Genomic DNA, 23,115 nt, shown 5'->3' on the forward strand with positions numbered 1-23,115 from the left:
CACCGGCCCGTCGCAGGAGGGACGCACGCGCGCGTGCCGCATACGATGAGCCGCATGGGTGACGTACTGGCCGGATTTCATGCCGCCTGGGAGTTCGAGTCCGACTCCGTGCTCATCCGCTTCGAACGGGGGATCAGAGCGCCGAAGCTCTTCCATGTGCTCGGCGAGCGCCGCATCCCCCACGAGGCGATCGCGGCGGTGACCCTGACTCCAGGGAAGCGCGGGACCGTCGTCCTGCATGCCGTGCCGAGACCCGGCGCCGACCCGCTCATGGAGGCGGCCGCGGGCCAGCTCAAGGAGAGCAGCGACCCGTACCGGCTTGTGCTTCCCGCAGAGCGGGAGACGCTCGCCGAGTACTACGCGGACGAGCTGCGGGCCCTGCTCGTACCCGACGACGAACGCGACGACGGCGGGCACCCGGAGCGCTATCTCGTGGCCGCGCCCAAGCCGCCGCTGCACTTCAAGGCGTACGACGGGAAGGCGTCCTTCGACGGCGAGTCGGTGGCCTTCCGGTGGTTCTGGACGGGCGCTTCGTCGGCGAAGTGGAAGGCCGGCGACCAGAGCTTCCGGGTGGGAGAGCTGAGCGGAGTCGAATGGCGCTCCCCCGAGGTCTTCCAGGGCCATCTGCGGCTGCTGCGCCGCGAGGCGTCGGTCGCGCAGCCGGCGCAGGCGGACCAGGATCCTGCGTCGGTCGTCTTCGGGCTCGGCTACGGGCCGGTGCACGAGTCGCTGCCCTTCGCCGCGTCGGTACTGGCCGCGGTGCGGGCCTCCGGGCCGGCTGCGGTCACGGGGGCCGAAGCCGAGTCCCTGCCGGGCGCCCGGGTGCGGACCCCGCGGCCCGACCCGGCCGACATCGCGGAGCGCATCCGCCACCTCGGCGAGCTGCACAAGGCGGGTCTGGTGACGGACACGGAGTTCACGACGAAGAAGGCCGAGCTACTGGCCGAGTTGTGACCCGGGCCCACCCAGGCCCTTCGCCCGGCCGCCGCCCCTTGGACCCGCGCACTGGGCCCGCGTACCTCGGAAGCCGTCCGCGCCGAGCCGTTTCGGCTCGGCGCGGCCCGCGCTACTCCCGCCCCGCCGAGGTGAACGACATGTCGGGGTAGCGGTCTCCCGCGACCTTGGCGGCGATGGGCTCCAGCAGAGCGAGGTCCTCGTCGGTGAGGGTGATGCCCGTGGCGGCGACGTTCTCCTCGACACGGGTCCGCTTGCGGGTGCCCGGAATGGGGACGACGGGCAGCCCGTGGACAAGGGCCCGCTGCTGCACCCAGGCCAGGGCGATCTGCCCGAGCGAGGCACCGTGTGCGTCGGCGACGGCGCGCACCGGCTCCAGCAGAGCGGCGTTGGCCGCCGCGTTGTCGCCGGTGAAGCGGGGCTGCTGGCGGCGGAAGTCGTCGGCGGTGAGGTCCTTGTCCGCATGCACGAACGAGCCGGTGAGGAAGCCGCGGCCGAGCGGCGAGTACGGCACGAGCGTCACTCCGAGCTCGGCGGCCGTCGGCACCACGCCGTCCTCGATGTCGCGGCTGAACAGCGACCACTCCGACTGGACCGCGGCGATGGGGTGGACAGCCTGGGCTGCGCGCAGTTCGGAGCCCGTGACCTCGCTGAGCCCGAGGTGCTTCACCTTGCCGGCGGCGACGAGTTCCGCCATGACGCCGACCGTCTCCTCGATCGGCGCCTTCGGGTCGCGGCGGTGCATGTAATAGAGGTCGATGACGTCGATGTCCAGGCGCCGGAGACTGGCGTCGACGGCCTCACGGATGTACGGCGGGTCGTTGCGGATGATCCGCTTCGTCGGGTCGTCCGGCGGAATGGACAGGGCGAACTTCGTCGCGATGACGATCTCGTCGCGGTGCGCTTTGACGAAGGGGGACAGGAACTTCTCGTTCTCACCCATGCCGTACGCGTCGGCGGTGTCGTACAGCGTGACCCCGAGTTCCAGCGCGCGCTCCAGGGTGGCCCGGGCCTCGTCGGCGTCCGTCGGGCCGTAGGCGAAGCTCATCCCCATGCAGCCGAGACCCTGGGCACCCACCTCGGGCCCGTCGGTCCCCAGTCGCATCGTCGGCATACCACTCATCAGGCTCAAGCCCTCTCCGGCGCCGGTCGGGCGCCGCCATAGAACTGGATCTTGTAGTCGAGCACGGCCAGCGTGTCCTGGAGCTCGGCGATACGGGACAGAACGTCCCTGCGGGTCGACTCCAGCAGCTCCTGCCGCTCGTGGAACGTGTGGTCGCCCTCGCGCACCAGCTCGGCGTAGCGGACCATGTCCGCGACCGGCATCCCGGTCAGGCGGAGCTTGCCGACGAAGGCGAGCCAGTCCAGGTCGCGGTTGCTGTAGCGGCGCTGTCCGGTGTGCGAGCGGTCGATGTGGGGCATCAGACCGATCCGCTCGTACCAGCGCAGGGTGTGCGCGGTCAGTCCGGTGAAGGCGACGACCTCACTGATCGTGTAGCGGTCCTGGCCGTCCGGACGCGGATGCGCCTCAGGCGCCGAGGCGCAGACGTCGGTCCTGGTGTCGGCCTGGGAGTCGCTCGCTGCGGCGGTCGAGGAGCCGGTCCCGCCGGATTTGGTTCCGGTACTGGTACTGGTCCTGGTTCTGGTCGTGGTCCGTACGGGTGTGGCTGTGGTTTCCATCACCGTCATGGCCTCCACGCTATGGCCTTGGAGTGCACTCCAAGCAAGCGCAGACCGGTCAAATCCCGGCGAAAATCGGAGGACGGCGCGGAGCCCGGTCGCTAGCGTGCCGATCATGAATCTTGTACGCCGCGCCGGACCCGCAGACGCCGAGGAACTGATAAGGCTGCGCCAGATCATGATCGACTCAGCCTTCGCCGAGGGCGAGCGGACCGACTGGCACGCGGAGTCGGCCATCACGTTGCGGGGCAGACTCACGGATCCCGACGGGGATTTCGCGGCCTTCGTCCTCGACCATCCGGACCGGCCGGGTGCGCTGGCGACGATGGTGGCCGGGACGATGGAGTACCGGATCGGCCGCGCCGGCAATCCGCACGGCGCGGTGGGTTACGTCTTCAGCGTCGCCACGGATCCGGACCAGCGGCGGAAGGGGTACGCCCGCGCGTGCATGGGCGCGCTGCTCGACTGGTTCCGTGAGCGCGGGGCGGGCAGCGTGGACCTCAACGCCTCCGCGGAGGCGGAGCCGCTGTACGCCTCGCTCGGTTTCGTACGCAAGCCGGACCCCTCGATGCGGCTGATCTTGTAAGGCGCTTACGCTCGTACGCATGCAGAGCCTGGCGCTGATCGAGAACTGGCCGGTCCCGACCGCGGCCGCCGCCGTCGTCCGCGCGGACGGAACGCTCCTGGGGGCTCACGGTCCCACGGGCCACCGCTTCCCGCTCGCCTCGGTCACCAAGCCGCTCGCGGCGTACGCGGCGCTGGTCGCGTACGAAGAGGGCGCGATCGAACTCGACGAGCCGGCCGGACCCGAGGGCTCGACGGTCCGGCATCTGCTGGCCCACACGTCCGGTCTCGCCTTCGACGAGCACCGGGCGACTGCGGCGCCGGGCACGCGGCGGCTGTACTCGAACGCGGGTTTCGAGGTGCTCGGTGATCATGTCGCCAAGGCGACGGACATCCCGTTCGCCGAGTACGCCCGGCAGGCCGTCCTGGAGCCGCTCGGCATGGCCTCCACGACGCTCGACGGCTCGCCCGCCAAGGACGGCGTCTCGACGGTCGACGATCTGGTCAGGTTCGCGGCGGAGGTGCAGGCGCCGCGGTTGCTCGACCCTCGGACGGTGGCCGAGGCGATGACCGTGCAGTATCCCGGGACGAAGGGGGTCCTTCCCGGGTACGGGCACCAGAACCCCAACGACTGGGGGCTCGGCTTTGAGATCCGGGACTCCAAGTCGCCCCACTGGACGGGGAGTTCGTCCTCGGCTCGGACGTTCGGGCACTTCGGGCAGTCCGGCACGTTTCTTTGGGTCGACCCCGTTGTGGGGGTCGCTTGCGTGGCCCTTACGGACCGGGCGTTCGGGCCGTGGGCGGTTGAGGCTTGGCCTGCTTTTACGGATGCGGTTCTGTCCGAACTGCGCCGCTGATGACGCCGCGCCACAAACCCGAGACGGCCTGCTTCACCGCGTCCGGCACGTCGAACGGTCTCCGGCCCGTCATCGCCGAAGGCAAGACGCAGCTCGGCGGCAACTGCTCAGCCTCGGCCAAGCTGAGACGCAGCTGCCCATAGGGGGCGGACCTGCGTCGAGCGCCTGCCGTCGGCTTCGATACGGAACGTCTCGTTTGTGCTTTCGCGTGCCGCTGCGGGCTGGACGCACGACGCTGGCCTGCCGCTGGCCGTTCGTAATAATGGGCGCGGCGTGCACCCGCCGCGCGCCTGTTCCGCAACTCACCTTGCGGACGTTGCATCTGGGCGGAGTCCGACGTGTTCTTCGCGTGCATGTGTGAGGCCGAGCTGCTGCACGCCAGCGCGTGAGAAATGGGGTCTGCACCAGTGAGAGACCAGCACACGAGGCCTCGTGAACAGGATGTCAGCGGAGCTCTGCGGTACATCTGGTGGCTGGTCACAAGCCAGCGTCGGCGGGTCCTGCTCGCAATGCTGCTGGGGGTCCTCTGGATGCTGGGCCTCACGTTGCCGCCCTACGTACTCTCCCGCGCTGTCGACGACGGGCTACGACCGGGGCACTATTCCTCGCTGGTGGGCTGGGTCCTGGTGCTTCTCGCGGTGGGCGTGCTGAACGGTGTGGTTGCCATCACCCGTCACCGCACACTCACGAAGGTGCGTATGGATGCCGCTTTCAGGACGGTCAACGCGGTTGTCGAACAGTCCACGAGGCTGGGGAGCTCGCTCACACGCAGGGTCACGGCCGGTGAGATAACCACGATCGGGATCGGCGACGTGTGGGTCATCAGCCAGAGTCTGACCATCGTCGGCCCTGGAGTGGGCGCCGTAGTCGCCTACATCGTGGTGGCGGGAATGCTGCTGTCCATTTCGCCGTTGCTGGCGCTGATCGTGTTGCTTGGGGTTCCCGTTGTCGCGGCGGCCGTGGGACCGGTGCTCGGACGACTGCGCGAGGTCGGCTCGGACTACCGCCAGCGGCAAGGCGAGCTGACGGGCCATCTGGTCGACATCGTCGAGGGCCTGCGTCTGCTCAACGGCATCGGCGGGAAGGACCGATTCGCCGAACGCTACCGGAGGGAATCCCGGCAGTTGCGTGATGAGGGCTTCCGGGTCGCGTCTGTCGCCAGTTGGGTACCCACCCTCGGCGTCGGGCTCCCGCTGCTTTTCCTGGCTGCCGTGACGTGGCTGGCCGCCCGGATGGCCGCCCAGCACACCATCTCCATCGGAGACCTCGTCGCTGTCTACGGTTACGTCGCCTTCCTCGTGATCCCGGTGACGGAACTGATCGAGAACGGCTCGTACCTTTCTCAGGCCGTGGTGTCCGCGCGGCGGGTCATCGCGCTGTTGAACCTGCGACAGGACACGGCGGGCGTGCCCGCGACGGGCGACGGGCCGAGCGAAGCCGCCAGCCTGCGTGATCCGGCCTCCGGCGTCGAGGTCGCTGTCGGCCGATTCACGGCCGTGGTGAGCGCGCGGCCGCAGGACGCCCAGGCCGTCGTCGACCGCTTGGGGCGGTTTCAGCCCTCGGAGGCTGCCTGGGGCGACATCCCGCTCGATGCCGTAGCGCCTCGACGGATTCGTGATCGCATCCTGGTGGCGGACAACGAAGCTGACATCTTCGCAGGCACGCTGCGCGAGGTCGTCGCCGGCCGGCTGAATTCGGATGATCAGTCCGTCCTACGCGCGCTGCATCTGGCGGCTGCGGAGGACGTCGTCAAGGGCTTGTCCAACGGACTCTCCTCGACCGTCGAGTCCCAGGCCCGGAATTTCTCAGGCGGCCAGCGGCAGCGCATCCGCCTCGCTCGCGCGCTGTTTGCCGATCCTGAGGTGCTCGTCGCTGCCGAGCCCACGTCAGCGGTGGACGCGCGCACCGAGGCGACGATCGCGGCCCGACTGTACGACGGGCGCAGCGGCCGCACGACCATGGTCACCACCACCTCCCCGTTGCTGCTGGACCGGGCAGACGTCGTGCACTACCTCGTCGAGGGCCGCGTCGCCGCTACAGGGACCCACCACGATCTGTTGGAGCGGGAACCCGGATACCGTCGACTGGCATCCCGGGGCTTGGAAGACGAGCACGATCCTGGTCCGCAGAGAGGCATCGGGATTCCGCCGGCACCGAGCACAGCGCGATGAGCGGCGCCGCGCTGGCAGGTGACCAGCTTCCCACCGCTTCTCCGGCCGAGGCGCGTCGCGCGGCGTTCGGCCTCATCCGCCGCGAGAAGGGCCCGTTCAGCTCGATACTCCTGTTCAACTCGCTCGCTACCGTCGCTGGACTGGCCGGGCCATGGCTGTTCGGACGTATCGTCAACACCATCGAGGCCGGGGCCGGCAATGTTCACCAGATCGATCGTCTTGCAGTGCTTCTGGTGGTATTCGCTCTGCTGCAGATCACCTTGACCCGCTACGCGCGCTACCTCAGCGCACGCTTCGGGGAGCGGATCTCTGCACATGTGCGCGAGCAGTTCCTCGCTCGGATTCTCGGCTTGGAGCCCGCCACCGTCGAGCGGGTGGTCACCGGCGACTTGACAGCCCGTGGCGCCGGTGACGTCAGGAACGTGGCCATGACCATGAGTTCCGCCGCCCCTGACGTGCTCGTCGCGACCGTCCAGGCCCTGCTCATCCTCACCGCCGTCTTCCTCGTCGATCCCCTGCTCGGTACCTGCGGTGTGGTCGGCCTCCTCGGCATCGTGGTCGCCACCCGCTGGTATCTGAAGCGGGCGCGAAGCGCCTACCTCGACCTGGGCGATGCCAACTCGGCACTCGCCGAAGAGCTCGTTGCCACCGTGTCCGGCGCCCGTACCGTGGAGGCGCTCAGTCTTGAGCAACGACGGCTTGAGGCGACCGCCGCGGCCGTTGAGCGCGCCCGACGTAGCCGCCTTCGCACGCTGACACTGCGGACCGTGCTCTACCCCACCATCGACATCTCCTACTTCATCCCGATCGCCGGCGTCCTGCTCGTCGGCGCCGCGCTGTACGAGCACGGCGTCCTCAGCCTCGGGGCCGTCGTCACCTGCGCCCTTTACCTGCGGCAGCTCGCCGGTCCGCTCGAAACAATGGAGATCTGGATCGATCAGCTCCAGAGTTGTGCGGCGTCGTTCGCGCGACTCGAAGGCCTGAGCACGCTCCCGCGCTCCCGGCCCACCAGCACGGATGTGCCTACGGACGACCGCATCGAGGTCCTTGACGTCCGCTACGCCTACGACGGCGGGCCCGAGGTGCTCCACGGCGTCGACTTGACCGTACGGTCTGGAGAGCGCCTGGCGATCGTCGGACGGTCGGGCGCGGGAAAGTCCATCCTGGGCAGACTCCTGGCTGGCATCGACACGCCGCTTAGCGGTTCCGTGACCGTGGGCGGGGTCCCCGTCGCAGCCTTGCCGCCCGAGCAGTTGCGCCGCCAGATCATCCTGGTCACCCAGGAGCACCATGTGCTCCAAGCGTCGGTACGCGACAATCTGCTCATCGCCAAACCATCGGCCTCCGACGACGAGCTGCACGCAGCGATTGCCGCCGTCGGCGCGGGCTGGCTGGACGACCTGCCCGACGGCCTCGACACCGAGCTGAGCCCCACTCGACACCGGCTCGATGCCGGGCAAGCCCAGCAGCTTGCACTGGCCCGCGTCGTCCTTGCCGACCCGCACACCGTCATACTCGACGAAGCCACGGCGATGCTGGACCCAACCACCGCGCGCGATGTCGAACGCGCTCTTTCGTCCGTTCTCAAGGGCCGCACCGTACTGGCCATCGCCCACCGGCTGCACACCGCTCACGACGCCGACCGGGTAGCCGTCATGGAGGTAGGCAGAGTCATGGAAATCGGCACACACGACGATCTTGTCGCCAGTGGCGGACCCTATGCAGAACTCTGGCACTCGTGGCACGGCGACCGGCCCCGCCCGTCGGTTTAAGACGTACCTGATCAGATAGCGCCTGTCCCTTTTGCGGATATCGCGTCAATCGGCGTCTCCCCTGCCAACGGCCCGCACCCCGGAACCAGCGACTGGCCCCCTACCAGATATGCCTCCGCACCTCCTCACCGAACTCAGGAACGCCGCATCGATCCAGTCGAGCCAAGAGGGCTCCCAGATCCATCGGCGGTCTGCGGTAGCGCTTGCTCTGGTCGGTCAGCGCGCTGATCACCGAGGTCGGGGACTCGTCGAACCGATCGATCAGAAACGCGTCGGGATGGAAGATCTCGATGTCGCCAGGCAGTGGCTTCGGACCGAGGAAGTCGCTGGTGTTGAAGGTGACGATCGCATGGGCCCGACCGCTGATCGCAGCCGCCAGAACGTGCCGGTCGTCCGGGTCCCGGACTTCGATATCGGGGACGAGAGGCTCCCAATCCTCGACGAGGGCGTCGTCAAAGGCGCTGTTCATCAGCGCGATGGTGCGGTCCAGTGCCTGCGCGTCCACGGGCCGCTTCGCCAGCACGTTGCGGCGCACCTCGCTGAGGATCTCCAAGGACCACAGCGGGCGGAACAGATCGCGCTCGGCCAAACTGAGCATGGTGTCCCGTAGGACATTGGGAAAGAGCACGCAGGCGTCAAGTACGGCGTTGATCATCGCGAAGGGCTGCTCGGCTCTTCCGACCCATCGGTCCCGTTCTCGTACAGGCCCAGATCCTCGCTTTCACGCACCAGGTCGTCGAGGCGGCGCCTGCGCTCGGCCCTGCGCGCCTCCTGATACGCGAGCACATCGTCGAGCCGCACTCGTCGGTGGCGCCCAGGCTGCTCGTACGGGATCTTCCCCTCGTCCAGAAGTTTGACCAGGGTGGGACGACTGACGCCGAGCACGTCGGCGGCTTCCTGGGTCGTCAGGCGCTGCGCGCGTGGGGCGATGGTGATGGCCCGGCCGGCGTGCATGGCGAGGATGACCTGCACCAGGATTTCGTGGACGGCCGGTGGCAGCCTTAGCAGTGTGCCATCCGGCCCGACAAGTGCCGCGCTTTCGGCTGTGTCGGTGACCAGCGCGGCCAGCTCGTCTAGCTCCTGGCGCTCCTCCGGGACGCTGGGAGGCAGTACCGTCCGGTCTGTCATAAGGGTCATAGGGGCAAGGATTCTCGTAATTCGAAAGAATCGCAAGGCGCATCGCCCAGCTGTCTCAAGCGAGGGCTCAGGGCGACATCTCCCACACCAGTACCTCCGCCGGCCCCTCCGCTCCCGTCTCCAGCTCCAGGCCCTTCGCGTCGGCGATGCGGGCCGAGTCACCCGGGGCCAACTGCACTCCGTCCAGGCGCACTTCGCCCCGCACCACGTGCACGTACGCGAAGGCGGCGTCAGGTACGGCGGTGCGCTCGCCCGGTGTCAGGCGGCGGACGTGCAGCATCGCGCCCGCCTCCGGCACCGCGTACGGCGTCGAGTCCGCGATGCCGTGCACGACCTCGTACGCGGGGTCGCCGCCCGGTTCCTCGGGGGCCAGCCACATCTGGATGAAGACCAGCGGGTCTGCGCCGTCGTTGCGCTCGACGTGCCGTACGCCGCCGCCCGCGCTGAGGCGCTGCACGTCGCCCGGCCGTACGACGGACTCGTGGCCCTGCGAGTCGCGGTGTGTGAGTTCGCCCTCTACGACCCAGGTCACGATCTCGGTGTGGCTGTGCGGGTGCTCCGTGAAGCCGGCACCGGGCGCGAGGCGCTCCTCGTTGCACGCGATGACGGCGCCGAAGCGCAGATTGCCGGGGTCGTAGTGGGGCCCGAAGGAGAAGGCGTGCAGGGACTCGATCCCGGTGGCCGGGTCCCCTCCTGGGTAGCGCTCGCCCGCGCGCCGTACGTCCATCACGGATTCCACGGTAGACCCGACTGGCGGACCGTCCGTCCGGATGAGGCAGTCTTGTCCATGTGCCCGAACCCGAAGCCGCGCTGCCTGCGCATCCCGCATCCGTCCCGCATCCGCATGCCGCGACCCTGAAGCGGCTGGAGAAATCCTCCGGCAGCCTCGCCGCGCAGGCCATCGCCCGGATGGACGAGACGCTGCCGTGGTACCGGGCGATGCCCCCGGAGAACCGTTCCTGGATCGGTCTGGTCGCACAGGCCGGTATCGCCGCGTTCACCGAGTGGTTCCGGCACCCGGACGCGCCCCAGGCGATCTCCACGGATGTCTTCGGCACGGCGCCGCGCGAGCTGACCAGGGCGATCACCCTGCGGCAGACCGTCGAGATGGTGCGTACGACCATCGAGGTGATGGAGTCCGCGATCGAGGAGGTCGCGGCGCCCGGGGACGAGTCGGTGCTGCGCGAGGCCCTGCTCGTATATGCGCGGGAAATCGCCTTCGCCACCGCGCAGGTGTACGCGCAGGCGGCCGAGGCCCGCGGTGCATGGGACGCCCGCCTCGAGTCGCTGGTGGTGAACGCGGTGCTCTCCGGCGAGGCCGACGAGGGCGCCGTCTCCCGGGCCGCCGCCCTCGGCTGGAACTCTCCCGAGCATGTGTGCGTGGTGCTGGGCACGGCACCGGACGGTGACAGCGAGCTGACGGTCGAGGCGATCCGCCGCGCGGCCCGCCACGCCAAGCTGCAGGTCCTCACCGGGGTACTGGGCGACCGCCTGGTCGTCATCGCGGGCGGCGACGACAATCCGCTGCGGGTCGCGAAAGCGCTGATCGGGCCGTATGCCCCGGGGCCCGTGGTGGCAGGACCCATCGTCCCCGACCTGCTGGCCGCCACCAGGTCCGCGCAGGCCGCCGCGGCCGGGCTCAAGGCGTGCCTCGCTTGGCAGGACGCTCCCCGTCCTGTGCTCGCGGACGATCTGCTTCCGGAGCGTGCGATCGCCATGGATCCCTCCGCACGCGAACAACTGGTGGAGGAGATCTACAGACCGCTGGAGGAGGCCGGTTCGGCGCTCCTGGAGACCCTGAGCGTCTATCTGGAGCAGGCGAGCTCCCTCGAAGGGGCGGCCCGGATGCTTTTCGTTCACCCGAACACCGTCCGCTACCGGCTCCGACGTGTGACTGACGTCACCGGCTGGTCGCCTTCCGATGTACGCTCCGCGTTCACATTGCGCATCGCCCTGATTCTCGGGCGCTTGACCAACGGCGATCCTCAGTCGTAGCCAATTGTCGGGGGCCTACAATTCCCCCTGCGGTTCTTCGTCCCTGTCCCCACGGGCGGCTGCGGCCGTCCACAAGAGAGAGTGTGAGAGTGCTCGTACTCGTCGCTCCCGGCCAAGGCGCCCAGACGCCCGGTTTCCTGACCCCCTGGCTCGATCTCCCCGGCGCCGCCGACCGCGTCGCCGCATGGTCGGACGCCATCGGGCTCGACCTCGCCCACTACGGCACGCAGGCCGACGCGGACGCGATCCGCGACACCGCCGTGGCGCAGCCGCTGCTGGTCGCCGCAGGTCTTCTGTCGGCCTCCGCACTCGAGGTGACGCCGGGCGCGGTCGCAGGACACAGCGTCGGTGAGATCACCGCAGCCGCCTTCGCCGGCGTCCTGGACGACACCGCCGCCCTCCAGCTCGTACGCACGCGGGGCCTGGCCATGGCCGAGGCCGCCGCCATCACGCAGACCGGTATGTCCGCCCTGCTGGGCGGGGACCCCGAGACCGTGGTTCCGCACCTGGAGAAGCTCGGCCTGACGCCGGCGAACGTGAACGGCGCGGGCCAGATCGTGGCCGCCGGCACCGCCGAGCAACTCGCCGCGCTGGCCGATGACAAGCCCGAGGGCGTACGCCGCGTGGTGCCGCTGCAGGTCGCCGGCGCCTTCCACACCCGGCACATGGCGCCCGCGGTCGACAAGCTCGCCGAGGCGGCGGAGGCCCTGGCGCCCGCCGATCCGACGGTCGCGTACGTCTCGAACAAGGACGGCCAGACGGTCGAGACCGGTGCCGAGGTCGTCTCGCGCCTGGTCGGCCAGGTCGCCAACCCGGTCCGCTGGGACCTGTGCATGGAGACGTTCCAGAAGCTGGGTGTGACCGCGCTGCTTGAGGTGTGCCCGGGCGGGACGCTGACCGGCCTCGCCAAGCGCGCGCTGCCCGGCGTCCGGACGCTGGCACTGAAGACCCCCGACGACCTCGACGCTGCCCGCGAACTCATCGCCGAGCACAGCGCGCAGACGGCCTGAGAAGGAGCCCCGGAGCATGTCGAAGATCAAGCCCAGCAAGGGTTCCCCGTATGCGCGCATCCTCGGTGTCGGCGGCTACCGTCCGACCCGGGTGGTGCCCAACGAGGTGATCCTCGAGAAGATCGACTCGTCCGACGAGTGGATCCGCTCGCGCTCCGGCATCGCGACCCGCCACTGGGCATCGCCCGAGGAGACGGTCGCGGCCATGTCGATCGAGGCCTCTGGCAAGGCGATCGCCGACGCCGGGATCACGGCCGAGCAGATCGGTGCCGTGGTCGTCTCCACCGTCTCGCACTTCAGCCAGACCCCGGCCGTCGCCACCGAGATCGCCGACAAGATCGGTACGAACAAGGCCGCCGCGTTCGACATCTCGGCCGGCTGCGCGGGCTTCGGTTACGGCCTGACGCTCGCCAAGGGCCTGGTCGTCGAGGGCTCGGCAGAGTACGTACTTGTCATCGGCGTGGAGCGGCTCAGCGACCTGACCGACCTGGAGGACCGCGCGACGGCCTTCCTGTTCGGCGACGGCGCGGGCGCGGTCGTCGTCGGCCCCTCTCAGGAGCCCAACATCGGCCCCACCGTGTGGGGTTCGGAGGGCGACAAGTCCGAGACGATCAAGCAGACCGTCCCGTGGGACCGTTTCCGCGTCGGCGATGTCGCGCAGCTGCCGCTCGACGACAAGGGCGAGATCAAGTTCCCCGCGATCACCCAGCAGGGCCAGGCGGTGTTCCGCTGGGCCGTGTTCGAGATGGCGAAGGTCGCGCAGCAGGCGCTGGACGCGGCCGGAATCGCCCCGGACGACCTGGACGTCTTCATTCCGCACCAGGCCAACATGCGGATCATCGACTCGATGGTGAAGACTCTCAAGCTGCCGGAGCATGTCACGGTCGCCCGTGACGTGGAAACCACCGGCAACACCTCGGCCGCCTCGATTCCGCTCGCGATGGAGCGGCTCCTGGCGACCGGCGAGGCGAAGAGCGGCGACACCGCGCTCGTCATCGGCTTCGGGGCGGGTCTCGCATACGCCGCAACGGTCGTTACCCTCCCCTAGGCACCGTCCGGATCTTCCGGGCGGAAACCGCCACACCCTCTGGATACATACGAAGGAGCGCCAACATGGCCGCCACTCAGGAAGAGATCGTCGCCGGTCTCGCCGAGATCGTGAACGAGATCGCCGGGATCCCCACCGAGGACGTCCAGCTGGACAAGTCCTTCACCGACGACCTGGACGTCGACTCGCTGTCCATGGTCGAGGTCGTCGTCGCCGCCGAAGAGCGCTTCGACGTCAAGATCCCGGACGACGACGTCAAGAACCTCAAGACGGTCGGCGACGCCACCGAGTACATCCTCAAGCACCAGGCCTGATCGACCGATCAAGGGCTTGGGTCCGTGATCAGGGGCTGTGCCCGGATCAAGGACCAAGTGCCCGCCGCTCCGCCACCCGGCGGTGGCGCCGCTGAATCCTCTTATCCGTTGGAGAAAGAATTCCTGTGAGCTCGACCAATCGCACCGTGGTCGTCACCGGTATCGGCGCAACCACACCGCTGGGTGGCGACGCAGCCTCCACCTGGGAGGCACTGGTCGCCGGCCGTTCCGGCGTCAGCCTCCTCGAGCAGGAGTGGGCCGCCGAGCTGCCGGTCCGTATCGCCGCGCAGATCGCCGTCGACCCGGGTGAGATCATCCCGCGGCCGCAGGCCCGCAAGCTGGACCGCTCGGCCCAGTTCGCGCTGATCGCGGCTCAGGAGGCCTGGAAGGACGCCGGTTTCACCGGCAAGGCCGGCGAGGATGCTTCGGTCAACCCGGACCGTCTGGGTGCGGTCATCGCCTCCGGCATCGGCGGCGTGACGACCCTCCTCGACCAGTACGACGTGCTGCGGGAGAAGGGCGTACGCCGTGTCTCGCCGCATACCGTCCCCATGCTGATGCCCAACTCCCCGGCGGCCAACGTCGGCCTGGAGGTGGGTGCCCGCGCCGGTGTCCACACGCCGGTGAGCGCCTGTGCGTCCGGCGCGGAGGCCATCGGCTACGCGATCGAGATGATCCGCACCGGCCGCGCGGACGTCGTCGTCGCAGGCGGCACGGAGGCGGCCATCCACCCGCTGCCGATCGTCGCGTTCGGCAACATGATGGCGATGTCCAAGAACAACGACGACCCGCAGGGCGCCTCGCGTCCCTACGACTCGGGCCGTGACGGCTTCGTCCTCGGCGAGGGCGCCGGCGTGGTCATCCTCGAGTCGGAGGAGCACGCCAGGGCCCGCGGCGCCAAGATCTACGCGGAGGCGGTCGGCCAGGGCATCTCGGCCGACGGCCACCACATCACGCAGCCCGAGCCGTCCGGCAACGGCATCGCTCAGGCACTGCAGAATCTGCTCGACGGGACCGACCTCAAGCCGGCCGAGATCGCGCACATCAACGCGCACGCCACGTCGACGCCGCAGGGCGACGTCGCCGAGATCAAGGCGCTACGCAAGGTGTTCGGCGACGACGTCGACCACATGGCGATCTCCGGCACCAAGTCGATGACCGGTCACCTGCTGGGCGGCGCCGGAGGCGTGGAGACCGTGGCCACGGTCCTCGCGCTCCACCACCGCATCGCCCCGCCGACCATCAACGTCGACGACCTCGACCCCGAGGTCAACGCCGACGTGGTCCGCGGCGAGGCCCGCGCCCTGCCCGAGGGCCGGATCGCGGCGCTGAACGACTCGTTCGGCTTCGGCGGCCACAACGTGGTGCTGGCTTTCCGGACGGTCTAGCAACGTACGTACGTTGAAGGCCCGCCCCGTCATCCCGGGGTGGGCCTTCAACGTATTGCGTGCTGCGCATGGTGTTTGAAAGCGAAGAACACCGAAACCGTCAATTGAGGAACCCGCACGGCGAGCAACCAGGTCCGCGAGAGCGGCGCCGGTTTAGGCGCAAAGAGGGGTCCGTCACACGACCTGGTGGAGCCAGCGCACCGGCGCGCCCTCGCCCGCGTACCGGAAGGGTTCCAGTTCGTCGTCCCAGGGCTTGCCGAGGAGCTTGGCGATCTCCGCCTCGAGGTCGGTCTCACCGCGCTGTGCGCGGGCGAGCGCGGCGCGCAGCCGGTCCTCGGGGATCAGGATGTCGCCGTGGATGCCGGTGACGGCGTGGAAGATGCCCAGCTCGGGCGTGGCGCTGTAGCGCTCGCCCTCCGCGGTGGCGCAGGGCTCGGCCGTGACCTCGAAGCGCAGCAGATGCCAGCCGCGCAGCGCGGAGGCGAGTTGGGAGGCCGTGCCCACCTGGCCCTGCCAGGAGAACTCGGACCGCCACGTGCCCGGCGAGGCGGGCTGCCTGACCCAGTCGAGGTTGACGCGCGTGCCGAGCACGCCCGCGACTGCCCATTCGATGTGCGGGCACAGCGCGCGCGGTGCGGAGTGCACGTACAGAACTCCACGTGTCGTCACCGGGACCTCCAGGGTGGGACGAGGTGCGCCGTTCCCGGCGGCCTCGCGCCCGTGCCGAGCGATATTCCTCAAAAGGGGCAGAGCAGACTTGTTGTAATTTAGCGGAACCGGTACCGCGGGGTGCCGCTGGGTCGACCGGCCGCCCTGTCGCTGCCGAGCGGGCAGTGGCCGGGCGCCACGGGGCCGAGGCTACCGTGCGGCGGGGCAAGGAGTGTGACGTACCGTCGGTCCCGCTGCCGGGAAACGCCCGGCATTCACCCGGCGGGACCCCCAGGTGCCGCCGCCCGGGGGGCGGGTGCGTCCCCTCGCGTCCGGTCCGGGGATCCTGTCGCATACGGTCCGCCGGGAACGGCTGCCCCAGGTACGACGTTCTCCAGGGGTGGTCCGAACGACAGAGGAGAGCAGGGATGCGGAAGCGCAGCCACCGCGTGCATGCCGCCGTCGCCGGGGTGACGGCGGTTCTTCTGGGCGCCTCCGGTCTGGTCGCGTGCAGCGGCGGTGGCAACTCCCCCGGTCCGGGCGCCTCCTCGAAGCGTCAGGCGGCTGTCTCCCCCAAGCCCACCCCGACCTGGGACCGCAGCCCGGCCTCGGTGGCCGCCGTCGGGGACTCCATCACCCGCGGGTTCGACGCGTGTTCGGTTCTCTCCGACTGCCCCGAGGTGTCCTGGGCGACGGGCAGTGACACGACGGTGCGCAGCCTGGCGGTGCGGCTGCTGGGGAAGCAGCGTGCAGCCACACAGAGTTGGAACTACGCCGTGACCGGTTCCCGGATGGCGGACGTGGCCGCGCAGATGGAGAAGGCGGCGGCGCGCCGTCCCGCACTGGTGGCGGTGATGGCCGGTGCCAACGACGCATGCCGCTCGTCGACGTCCGCGATGACCAAGGTGAGCGACTTCCGCGACCAGTTCGAGGACGCGATGCGGACGCTGCGCCGCGAGCTGCCCAAGGCGCAGGTGTACGTGGCGAGCGTGCCGAACCTGAAGCGGCTCTGGTCCCAGGGGCGCACCAATCCGATGGGCAAGCAGGTGTGGAAGCTGGGCATCTGCCCGTCGATGCTGGGAGACGCCGATGTGGTGGACGCGGCCGCGATGAAGCGTCGGGACAAGGTGCAGAAGCGCGTGGTCGCCTACAACAAGGTGCTGAGGGACGTATGCGCGAAGGACGACCGCTGCCGGTTCGACGGCGGGGCGGTGTTCGAGTACCGGTTCGGGACCCAGCAGTTGAGCCACTGGGACTGGTTCCATCCCAGCAAGGACGGGCAGTCACGCCTGGCCTCCATCGCCTACCGCACGGTGACGGCGAAGAACGCGCCCGAGTAGCGCCGGTCAGCGGGGGTAGTGCCGGCCGGCAGCGGGCGCCCTGATCACGCGCCGCCCGTGGCCCGGGCGTAGGGTCCTGATCATGCACAGCGAACTCTTCGGCACGCTTCCCGACGGCACGCCCGTCCACCGCTGGACCCTGGAGCGCGCCGGTGTGCGCGTCCGCGTCCTGACGTACGGCGGGATCGTGCAGTCGGCCGAGGTCCCGGACCGGGACGGGCGTACCGCCCAGGTGGCGCTGGCGCTGCCCGGCCTCCAGGGATATCTGGAGAACTCCGGGCCGTACTTCGGCGCCCTGGTCGGACGCTACGCGAACCGGATCGCGCACGGCCGTTTCCGGCTCGACGGGTCCCTCCACCACCTGGCGCAGAACAACGGGCCGAACAGCCTGCACGGCGGCGAGGAGGGCTTCGACCGGCGCGTGTGGGACGCGGAACCGGACGGGCACGGCGTACGGCTGTCGAGGGTGAGCCCGCACGGCGAGGAGGGCTTCCCGGGCCGTCTGGAGGTCTCGGCGACGTACTCGCTGGACGAGTCGGGCGCGCTGCGCATCGCGTACGAGGCGGTGACCGACGCACCGACCGTGGTGAACCTGACGAACCACAGCTACTGGAACCTGTCCGGCGCCGACGCCGGTGCCGACGCCGCTGCGGGGCACGAGCTGCGCATCGAGGCGTCCCGGATCACACCGGCCGACGCGGACCTGATCCCGACCGGGGAGCTGGCGGAGGTGGCCGGCACCCGGTTCGACTTCCGCACACCGCGGAAGGTGGGCAGCGGGTACGACCACAACTTCGTGCTGGACAAGGGGGTCACGAGCGCTCCCGAGCCGGTCGCGGAGCTGTATGACCCGGCATCGGGTCGGGTGCTGACCGTCGCCACGACCGAGCCGGGCCTCCAGCTGTACACGGCGGACCACCTCGACGGCGATCCCTACGCCCCGGGCGCCGGTGTCGCCCTGGAGACCCAGCACTTCCCCGACTCCCCCAACCGGCCGGAGTTCCCGAGCACGGTGCTGCGGCCGGGCGAGGTGTACCGGTCGGAGACGGTGTACGGGTTCGGGGTGCGGGGTGCGGGGCTGACGCTCAGACCTTGATCGTCTCGCTCAGACCTCGATCGTCGTGCTCAGGCGGCGGTCCGCGACCGACCGGCCCGCCTGGATCTCGTACGCCCCCTTCACCGCCGCCCAGGCGCCGGACTGCTCGTCCCAGATCTCGAAGGCACGGCGCGGGAGTTCGACGGTGACTTCGGCGGTCTCGCCCGGTGCCGCCTCGACGCCCGTGAAACCTGCGAGTTGGCGCACCGGCCGGTCGGCGCCTGGTTCGGCGGGAGCGACGTAGATCTGGACGACCTCGCGGCCCGCGCGCTCGCCGGAGTTGCGGACGCGGACCGTCACCGTGGTGCCGTCCGTCTCGATCGATTCGTACGTCCAGTCGGTGTAGCCGAGGCCGTGGCCGAAGGGGTACGCGGGGGTCGTGCCCGCCTTGTCCCAGGCCCGGTAGCCGATGAACACGCCCTCGGAGTAATGGAGTTCGCCGTCGGTGGGGGTGATCCCCGTGACCGGGGCGTCCTCGAGCGTCGCGGGCCAGGTCGTGGGCAGCCGGCCGCCCGGTTCGTACGCGCCGAGCAGGACGTCGGCCAGCGCGGCGCCGCCCTCCTGGCCCGGGAACCAGCTGAGCAGGACGGCCGCGACGTCCTCGCGCCACGGCACCTCGACCGGGGAGCCGGAGTTGACGACCACGACCGTGTTCGGGTTGACGGCGGCCACGGCTCGTACGAGATCATCCTGGCGGCCGGGGAGCCGCAGGTCCGTGCGGTCGAAGCCCTCGGACTCGACGCGGTCGGTGGTGGCGACGACCACGATCGCCGTGTCCGCGTCGCGCGCGGCCTCGACGGCCTCGGCGATCAGCTCGTCGGCGTCGCGCTGCGGCTCGCGGTGGACGAGAGAGAAGCCGACGGCCTGGATGGGGGCGTCGTCGATCTTGGCGACGATGTGCTGGAGGGAGACCTCGACCGGTTCGCCGGCCGTCAGCTCGGTCCGGCCGCGCTCGACCGGCGCGCCGAAGAACGCCTCGAACGGGTCGGACTCCGGCCCGAGTCCCTGCGCCCCCTCGAAGAGCACCTCGCCCGCGACGGTGAGCCGGAAGCCGCCGAGGCCGCGGGTGCCGAAGGAGTGGGCGCCGCTCTCGCGCGGGGTGAAGGTGCCGGTGAGTTCGACGCTGTGCAGAGCATCGTAGGTGACCCCCTCGGGGAGGTCGTTGCCCAGCCACTGGATCTGGCCGCCCGGCACGGACGCCGTACCGATGATCTCTCCCGCGGCGTCGCGGCACACGGCCCGCAGCTCGAAACCCTTCCCGGCGGCGGCGAGTTCCTCGGTCGGATCGGCGCCGAGTGCGTACGTCAGCGTGGCGGCGGGCAGTGCCGCGGTGAGGCCGTCGAGCGGGGAGATGATGCGCCTCGGGAAGACGCTCGCCGATCCGCCGCCCAGCACGCGCGCGTCGCGGGCGGCGGCGCCGAGGAGCGCGATCTTGCGTACGCGGGCGGGGTCGATCGGCAGAGCCGGGCCGCCCTGAACGGCCTCGTTGCGTACGAGCACAAAGGAGCGGCGTGCGATCTCGCGGGCCAGGGCCTCACCGTCGATCTCGGCGGGCGGCTCGGTCACGACCGGGTCGGCGCCTTCGAGGGCGCCGACGCGGGCGGCGAGCCGCAGCACGTTGCGTACGGCCTCGTCGACCTTCGCCTCGTCGACCTCGCCCGCGCGGACGGCGGCGGCCAGCGCCTCGCCGTACACGGTCACCGGGCCGGGCATGGCGACGTCGAGGCCGCCCTCGATGGAACCGGCCGTCGACCGGGCGGCCAACCAGTCCGAGACGTTGAAGCCGTCGAAGCCCCATTCGCCGCGCAGGACCTCGTTCACAAGGTGGCGGTGCTCGGTCATCGTCGTGCCGTTGACCGAGTTGTAGGCGGTCATGATGCCCCATGGGCGGGCGTTCTCGACGATGGCCTCGAAGGGGGCGAGGTACAGCTCGCGCAGGGCGCGCGGCGAGACGACGTTGTTCACGGTGAAGCGGTCGGTCTCGGCGTCGTTCGCCACGAAGTGCTTCACGGTGGTGCCGACACCGCCGGACTGCACACCCTGCACATAACCCGTGCCAATACGGCCCGTGAGATACGGGTCCTCGCTGTACGCCTCGAAGTGGCGGCCGCCGAGCGGTGAGCGGTGCAGATTGACGGTCGGCGCGAGGAGGACATGGACGCCCTTGCGGCGGGCCTCCTGCGCCAGCAGGGTGCCGGCGCGGCGGGCGAGACCCGGGTCCCAGGTGGCGGCGAGCGCCGTGGGGGACGGCAGCGCGATGGACGGGTCGTCGGCGGTCCAGCGGACGCCCCGGACGCCGATGGGACCGTCCGACATCACGAGCGACGCGAGGCCGATCTCCGGCAGCGCGGGCAGCGACCACATGTCCTGTCCGGCGAGCAGCCGCGCCTTCGCGTCGAGGCCGAGCTTGCCGAGCGCGGCCTGCACCGCCGCCTCGCGGGCCTGGTCTGCGTGGGTCTCCGCCACGGTGGCACCTCCTCGTTGAAGTCCCTGACGCCCCTTGGACGCCCACCCATCCTGCACCTGGCGGCCTGTAGGGTGGTAGGTTTCGTTATGATCTCGTTATATTGCCCGGGATTTTGGAGCATCGACGCTTTGGAGCCAGGAGTACCAGGGGTACCCGTTGACGTGCAGCCGTATGGCTGCCTATGTTTCATGCAGCCATACGGCTGCATGAATGGGGTGGCGAGAGACGATGGACGAGGTGTTCAGGGCACTGGCCGATCCCAGTCGCCGCCGGCTGCTGGACAGCCTGAACGCCCGCAACGGGCAGAGCCTGCGCGAACTGTGCGCCGGGCTCTCCATGGCCCGCCAGTCCGTCAGCAAACACCTCGCGGTACTGGAGACGGCGAACCTGGTGACCACGGTGTGGCGCGGCCGCGAGAAGCTGCACTACCTCAACGCGGCACCGATCAACGCCCTCGCCGAGCGCTGGATCCACCAGTACGACCGTGAGCGGGTGCGCGCGCTCGCCGACCTGAAGCGAGCATTGGAGCAAGAGCCCATGACCAGCGACGAGTTCGTCTACACGACCTACATCAACACCACACCGGAACGGCTCTGGCAGGCGCTGACCGACCCGGCTTTCACCCGCCGCTACTGGGGCATGGCCTTCGAGACGGACTGGAACGCCGGTTCGGCGATGGTCTGGGAGGAGGGCGGGAACAGGACCGCCGATCCCGCTCAGGTGGTCCTCGAGTCGGAGCCCTTCCGCCGCCTGTCCTACACCTGGCACACCTTCACACCGGAATGGGCCAAGTCCGCCGGGGTGAGCGACGACGTGCTCGCCAGGATCTCCGCCGAGCGCCGTTCCAAGGTGACCTTCGAGATCGAACCGCTCGGGCAGATGGTCAAGCTGACCGTCGTCCACGACGGCTTCGACCCGGGCAGCACCGTCCTGGACATGATCCGCGGCGGCTGGCCGGCGCTGCTGTCCAGCCTCAAGACGCTGCTGGAGACGGGCGAGGCGCTGCCGGAGCCCGCGTCCGAGTGACCGCAGCTGTTCTACTGGTCCGGCTGAGCCGCCCCCAGCGAGCGAGGAGGAGCGGCAGGCCAAGGGAAGGAGACCGACACCATGGCTGCCAGGGCCAGAAGCCAGGAGCGCCGTGCGGAGATTCTGCGCGCCGCCCTGGAGGTGATCGCCGAGCGCGGTTACCGGGGCGCCAGCCTGGCGGCGGTCGCCGAGCGGGTCGGGCTCACGCAGCAGGGGCTGCTGCACTACTTCCCCACCAAGGAGACGCTGCTCGTCGCCGTACTGGAGGAACGCGACCAGTGGGACTCGGTGCCGGACTCCCAGTGGCGGCTCGACCTGCTGGGCTCACTCGTCGAGTACAACGCGATGCGCCCCGGCATCGTGCAGACCTTCTCGGCCCTGCTGGGCGAGAGCGTCACCGAGGGGCATCCCGCGCGGGAGTTCTTCACGCGGCGGTACGCGGCGGTGCGCGGGAACATGGCGCAGGTGCTGCGCGCCGAGTACGGCGACCGGCTGCCCGGAGGGCTGACCCCAGAGCAGGCGGCTCCGCTGATGGTGGCGGTGATGGACGGGCTGCAGTTCCAGTGGCTGCTGGCCCCGGACGAGGTGGACATGCCGGAGGTGTTCCGGGACTTCCTCCGGCTGCTGGGCGGCGGCTGACCCGTACCGCCCCGCGGTCATGAGGCGGTTGATTCGCCTTCCGCCATCTCGTTGTCCGCCTTTTCGTCGTCGCTGTCGTCCCGGGTGCTCTCGCCGAGCAGGTCCCGCGCCATCAGCGTCGCGCCGGCCACCGCGCCGGGCATCAGGAACACCGCGACAAACGGGACCAGGAAGGACACGACCAGCGGGGTCCCGAAACCCCAGGCCAGGGCCTTGCGGGCGCGCAACATGACGAGCCGGTCGCGGAGTTCGACACCGCGGCGCTGCATCGCGACCGACGTGAGCTCCTGGGAGAGGAAGAACCCGGTGACGAAGAAGCCGAGCACCGGGATCACCGTCTGGCCGATGAACGGGATGAATCCGAGGGCGAAGAGCAGTACGCCCCAGAGTCCGGCCCTGGCCAGCACGCGGAGGCTGTCCCGGGCGGAGATCCACAACTCCCGCCAGAGCGGCAGCCCCGACTCCGGCGCGGAGCCGTCGGGCGACACGGAGCGGTCGACCTTCTCGGACAGCGCCTCGTAGAAGGGCTGTCCGACGAGCAGGGTCACCGCCGTGAAGGTGAGGACCGCGAGCAGCAGCCCCAGGGCGTACAGGACGGCGGTCAGGAAGCCGCGGAACAGGCCGAGCCACGGCGAGGACCAGTCGTCGGCGAAGGGTGTGGCCCAGCCGACGAAGTCCCCGCCCCAGAGGGCGAGCGCGGTCAGTGCGGCGGCGTACAGCACGAGGGTGATCAGGCCGGGCAGCAGCCCGAACCCGTACTGGCGCCGGTGTCGGGCAACCCAGCGTTGGCCCTTGGCCAGGTATGCGAATCCCGCCCCAAGATCATGCATGGCCCGAACGATACCTGGCGGGGCGCCTTGGGTGGGCCGGTGCCTGGACTGGTACCTGCTTCCCGTAGCTGTCACCGGCGTCGGTGCCGATTCAACTCAGTCAACTCACCTGCACCAAGAGGGCCTTGGGGCAACGGCTGCCCCGACGGAACCCGTACGTTCACATGGGGAGGGCATGC

At 69.9% G+C, this 23,115-nt stretch carries 22 protein-coding genes; 14 read left to right on the forward strand and 8 right to left on the reverse strand.

Translation table 11 applies throughout. The annotated features are described in order from the left end of the window. The first annotated feature begins 45 nt into the window (after positions 1-45). Complete coding sequence (locus ACSMXV_RS14785) at positions 46-954, forward strand: DUF4429 domain-containing protein (protein ID WP_473178939.1); 909 nt, start codon at positions 46-48, stop codon at positions 952-954. 112 nt (positions 955-1,066) lie between these two features. Here ACSMXV_RS14785 and ACSMXV_RS14790 read toward each other — a convergent pair whose 3' ends face one another. Together ACSMXV_RS14790 and ACSMXV_RS14795 are read right to left on the reverse strand one after the other, a co-directional pair. Continuing rightward, the gene (locus tag ACSMXV_RS14790) at positions 1,067-2,077 is read right to left on the reverse strand and encodes an aldo/keto reductase (protein WP_473178940.1); all 1,011 of its coding nucleotides are present in this window, start codon (positions 2,075-2,077) and stop codon (positions 1,067-1,069) included. 5 nt (positions 2,078-2,082) lie between these two features. Beyond that, positions 2,083-2,643, reverse strand: coding sequence for a MerR family transcriptional regulator (locus ACSMXV_RS14795; protein WP_473178087.1), 561 nt, complete (start codon positions 2,641-2,643; stop codon positions 2,083-2,085). 106 nt (positions 2,644-2,749) lie between these two features. Between ACSMXV_RS14795 and ACSMXV_RS14800 the strand changes: the two genes are divergently transcribed. The 4 genes from ACSMXV_RS14800 to ACSMXV_RS14815 all read left to right on the forward strand — a co-directional run bounded on the left by ACSMXV_RS14800 (position 2,750) and on the right by ACSMXV_RS14815 (position 7,998). Continuing rightward, entirely contained in the window at positions 2,750-3,220 is a 471-nt protein-coding gene (locus tag ACSMXV_RS14800; RefSeq protein WP_473178088.1) for a GNAT family N-acetyltransferase, read from the forward strand. Positions 3,221-3,239: 19 nt separating this feature from the next. Further along, positions 3,240-4,055, forward strand: a complete 816-nt coding sequence (locus ACSMXV_RS14805) for a serine hydrolase domain-containing protein (RefSeq protein ID WP_473178089.1) — start codon at positions 3,240-3,242, stop codon at positions 4,053-4,055. Positions 4,056-4,462: 407 nt separating this feature from the next. Beyond that, positions 4,463-6,226 carry an ABC transporter ATP-binding protein gene (locus ACSMXV_RS14810; RefSeq protein WP_473178090.1) on the forward strand — a complete coding sequence of 588 codons (1,764 nt, stop codon included), beginning with the start codon at positions 4,463-4,465 and terminating at the stop codon, positions 6,224-6,226. Continuing rightward, positions 6,223-7,998 carry an ABC transporter ATP-binding protein gene (locus tag ACSMXV_RS14815; protein ID WP_473178091.1) on the forward strand — a complete coding sequence of 592 codons (1,776 nt, stop codon included), beginning with the start codon at positions 6,223-6,225 and terminating at the stop codon, positions 7,996-7,998. The genes ACSMXV_RS14810 and ACSMXV_RS14815 overlap by 4 nt, the downstream gene beginning before the upstream one ends. Positions 7,999-8,098: 100 nt before the next feature. Here ACSMXV_RS14815 and ACSMXV_RS14820 read toward each other — a convergent pair whose 3' ends face one another. The 3 genes from ACSMXV_RS14820 to ACSMXV_RS14830 form a co-directional block, all read right to left on the reverse strand. Continuing rightward, positions 8,099-8,653 (reverse strand): PIN domain-containing protein, encoded by a 555-nt coding sequence (locus tag ACSMXV_RS14820; RefSeq protein ID WP_473178092.1) that lies wholly within the window; start codon positions 8,651-8,653, stop codon positions 8,099-8,101. Next, entirely contained in the window at positions 8,650-9,135 is a 486-nt protein-coding gene (locus ACSMXV_RS14825) for a helix-turn-helix domain-containing protein (protein ID WP_181865877.1), read from the reverse strand. Before ACSMXV_RS14825 ends, ACSMXV_RS14820 begins: the two co-directional genes overlap by 4 nt. Positions 9,136-9,202: 67 nt before the next feature. Further along, positions 9,203-9,862 (reverse strand): pirin family protein, encoded by a 660-nt coding sequence (locus ACSMXV_RS14830; RefSeq protein ID WP_473178941.1) that lies wholly within the window; start codon positions 9,860-9,862, stop codon positions 9,203-9,205. 62 nt (positions 9,863-9,924) lie between these two features. Here ACSMXV_RS14830 and ACSMXV_RS14835 point away from each other — a divergent pair, with 62 nt between their 5' ends. From ACSMXV_RS14835 to fabF, 5 genes are all read left to right on the forward strand, one after another. Then, positions 9,925-11,130 carry a PucR family transcriptional regulator gene (locus ACSMXV_RS14835; protein ID WP_181659763.1) on the forward strand — a complete coding sequence of 402 codons (1,206 nt, stop codon included), beginning with the start codon at positions 9,925-9,927 and terminating at the stop codon, positions 11,128-11,130. Positions 11,131-11,219: 89 nt separating this feature from the next. After that, complete coding sequence (locus ACSMXV_RS14840) at positions 11,220-12,140, forward strand: ACP S-malonyltransferase (RefSeq protein WP_473178093.1); 921 nt, start codon at positions 11,220-11,222, stop codon at positions 12,138-12,140. A gap of 16 nt (positions 12,141-12,156) precedes the next feature. Further along, positions 12,157-13,188 carry a ketoacyl-ACP synthase III gene (locus ACSMXV_RS14845; protein ID WP_181659765.1) on the forward strand — a complete coding sequence of 344 codons (1,032 nt, stop codon included), beginning with the start codon at positions 12,157-12,159 and terminating at the stop codon, positions 13,186-13,188. 65 nt (positions 13,189-13,253) lie between these two features. After that, complete coding sequence (locus ACSMXV_RS14850; RefSeq protein ID WP_181659766.1) at positions 13,254-13,502, forward strand: acyl carrier protein; 249 nt, start codon at positions 13,254-13,256, stop codon at positions 13,500-13,502. A gap of 125 nt (positions 13,503-13,627) precedes the next feature. Next, a complete protein-coding gene (gene fabF / locus ACSMXV_RS14855; protein WP_473178094.1) occupies positions 13,628-14,890 on the forward strand; it encodes a beta-ketoacyl-ACP synthase II in 1,263 nt (420 codons plus the stop codon). Between the two features lie 174 nt (positions 14,891-15,064). Here the strand turns inward: fabF and ACSMXV_RS14860 are convergent, their stop codons facing one another. Continuing rightward, positions 15,065-15,559 (reverse strand): DUF3145 domain-containing protein, encoded by a 495-nt coding sequence (locus ACSMXV_RS14860; protein ID WP_473178095.1) that lies wholly within the window; start codon positions 15,557-15,559, stop codon positions 15,065-15,067. Positions 15,560-15,966: 407 nt separating this feature from the next. Here ACSMXV_RS14860 and ACSMXV_RS14865 point away from each other — a divergent pair, with 407 nt between their 5' ends. Next, on the forward strand, positions 15,967-16,878 hold the full coding sequence (locus tag ACSMXV_RS14865; RefSeq protein ID WP_473178096.1) for an SGNH/GDSL hydrolase family protein: 912 nt from the start codon (positions 15,967-15,969) through the stop codon (positions 16,876-16,878). A gap of 82 nt (positions 16,879-16,960) precedes the next feature. Next, a complete protein-coding gene (locus ACSMXV_RS14870; RefSeq protein ID WP_473178097.1) occupies positions 16,961-17,974 on the forward strand; it encodes an aldose epimerase family protein in 1,014 nt (337 codons plus the stop codon). 9 nt (positions 17,975-17,983) lie between these two features. Here the strand turns inward: ACSMXV_RS14870 and ACSMXV_RS14875 are convergent, their stop codons facing one another. Beyond that, a complete protein-coding gene (locus ACSMXV_RS14875; RefSeq protein WP_473178098.1) occupies positions 17,984-20,440 on the reverse strand; it encodes a glycoside hydrolase family 3 protein in 2,457 nt (818 codons plus the stop codon). 229 nt (positions 20,441-20,669) lie between these two features. Here ACSMXV_RS14875 and ACSMXV_RS14880 point away from each other — a divergent pair, with 229 nt between their 5' ends. Then, positions 20,670-21,467 carry an ArsR/SmtB family transcription factor gene (locus tag ACSMXV_RS14880; RefSeq protein WP_473178942.1) on the forward strand — a complete coding sequence of 266 codons (798 nt, stop codon included), beginning with the start codon at positions 20,670-20,672 and terminating at the stop codon, positions 21,465-21,467. Positions 21,468-21,548: 81 nt separating this feature from the next. Further along, complete coding sequence (locus ACSMXV_RS14885; protein WP_473178099.1) at positions 21,549-22,106, forward strand: TetR/AcrR family transcriptional regulator; 558 nt, start codon at positions 21,549-21,551, stop codon at positions 22,104-22,106. A 17-nt stretch (positions 22,107-22,123) separates the two neighbouring features. Here ACSMXV_RS14885 and ACSMXV_RS14890 read toward each other — a convergent pair whose 3' ends face one another. Next, on the reverse strand, positions 22,124-22,936 hold the full coding sequence (locus ACSMXV_RS14890; RefSeq protein ID WP_473178100.1) for an EI24 domain-containing protein: 813 nt from the start codon (positions 22,934-22,936) through the stop codon (positions 22,124-22,126). Positions 22,937-23,115 lie beyond the last annotated feature (179 nt).

The organism is Streptomyces sp. DSM 42067 (assembly GCF_055792885.1).

Excerpts from the sequence above, each read along its gene's own strand:
- ACSMXV_RS14790 (WP_473178940.1), bottom strand. The coding sequence starts at position 2,077 with ATGAGTGGTATGCCGACGATGCGACTGGGGACCGACGGGCCCGAGGTG.
- ACSMXV_RS14815 (WP_473178091.1), top strand. The coding sequence starts at position 6,223 with ATGAGCGGCGCCGCGCTGGCAGGTGACCAGCTTCCCACCGCTTCTCCG.
- ACSMXV_RS14795 (WP_473178087.1), bottom strand. The coding sequence starts at position 2,643 with ATGACGGTGATGGAAACCACAGCCACACCCGTACGGACCACGACCAGA.
- ACSMXV_RS14825 (WP_181865877.1), bottom strand. The coding sequence starts at position 9,135 with ATGACCCTTATGACAGACCGGACGGTACTGCCTCCCAGCGTCCCGGAG.
- ACSMXV_RS14890 (WP_473178100.1), bottom strand. The coding sequence starts at position 22,936 with ATGCATGATCTTGGGGCGGGATTCGCATACCTGGCCAAGGGCCAACGC.
- ACSMXV_RS14865 (WP_473178096.1), top strand. The coding sequence starts at position 15,967 with ATGCGGAAGCGCAGCCACCGCGTGCATGCCGCCGTCGCCGGGGTGACG.
- ACSMXV_RS14870 (WP_473178097.1), top strand. The coding sequence starts at position 16,961 with ATGCACAGCGAACTCTTCGGCACGCTTCCCGACGGCACGCCCGTCCAC.
- ACSMXV_RS14785 (WP_473178939.1), top strand. The coding sequence starts at position 46 with ATGAGCCGCATGGGTGACGTACTGGCCGGATTTCATGCCGCCTGGGAG.
- ACSMXV_RS14820 (WP_473178092.1), bottom strand. The coding sequence starts at position 8,653 with ATGATCAACGCCGTACTTGACGCCTGCGTGCTCTTTCCCAATGTCCTA.
- ACSMXV_RS14845 (WP_181659765.1), top strand. The coding sequence starts at position 12,157 with ATGTCGAAGATCAAGCCCAGCAAGGGTTCCCCGTATGCGCGCATCCTC.
- ACSMXV_RS14850 (WP_181659766.1), top strand. The coding sequence starts at position 13,254 with ATGGCCGCCACTCAGGAAGAGATCGTCGCCGGTCTCGCCGAGATCGTG.
- ACSMXV_RS14805 (WP_473178089.1), top strand. The coding sequence starts at position 3,240 with ATGCAGAGCCTGGCGCTGATCGAGAACTGGCCGGTCCCGACCGCGGCC.
- ACSMXV_RS14830 (WP_473178941.1), bottom strand. The coding sequence starts at position 9,862 with ATGGACGTACGGCGCGCGGGCGAGCGCTACCCAGGAGGGGACCCGGCC.
- ACSMXV_RS14880 (WP_473178942.1), top strand. The coding sequence starts at position 20,670 with ATGGACGAGGTGTTCAGGGCACTGGCCGATCCCAGTCGCCGCCGGCTG.
- ACSMXV_RS14885 (WP_473178099.1), top strand. The coding sequence starts at position 21,549 with ATGGCTGCCAGGGCCAGAAGCCAGGAGCGCCGTGCGGAGATTCTGCGC.
- ACSMXV_RS14800 (WP_473178088.1), top strand. The coding sequence starts at position 2,750 with ATGAATCTTGTACGCCGCGCCGGACCCGCAGACGCCGAGGAACTGATA.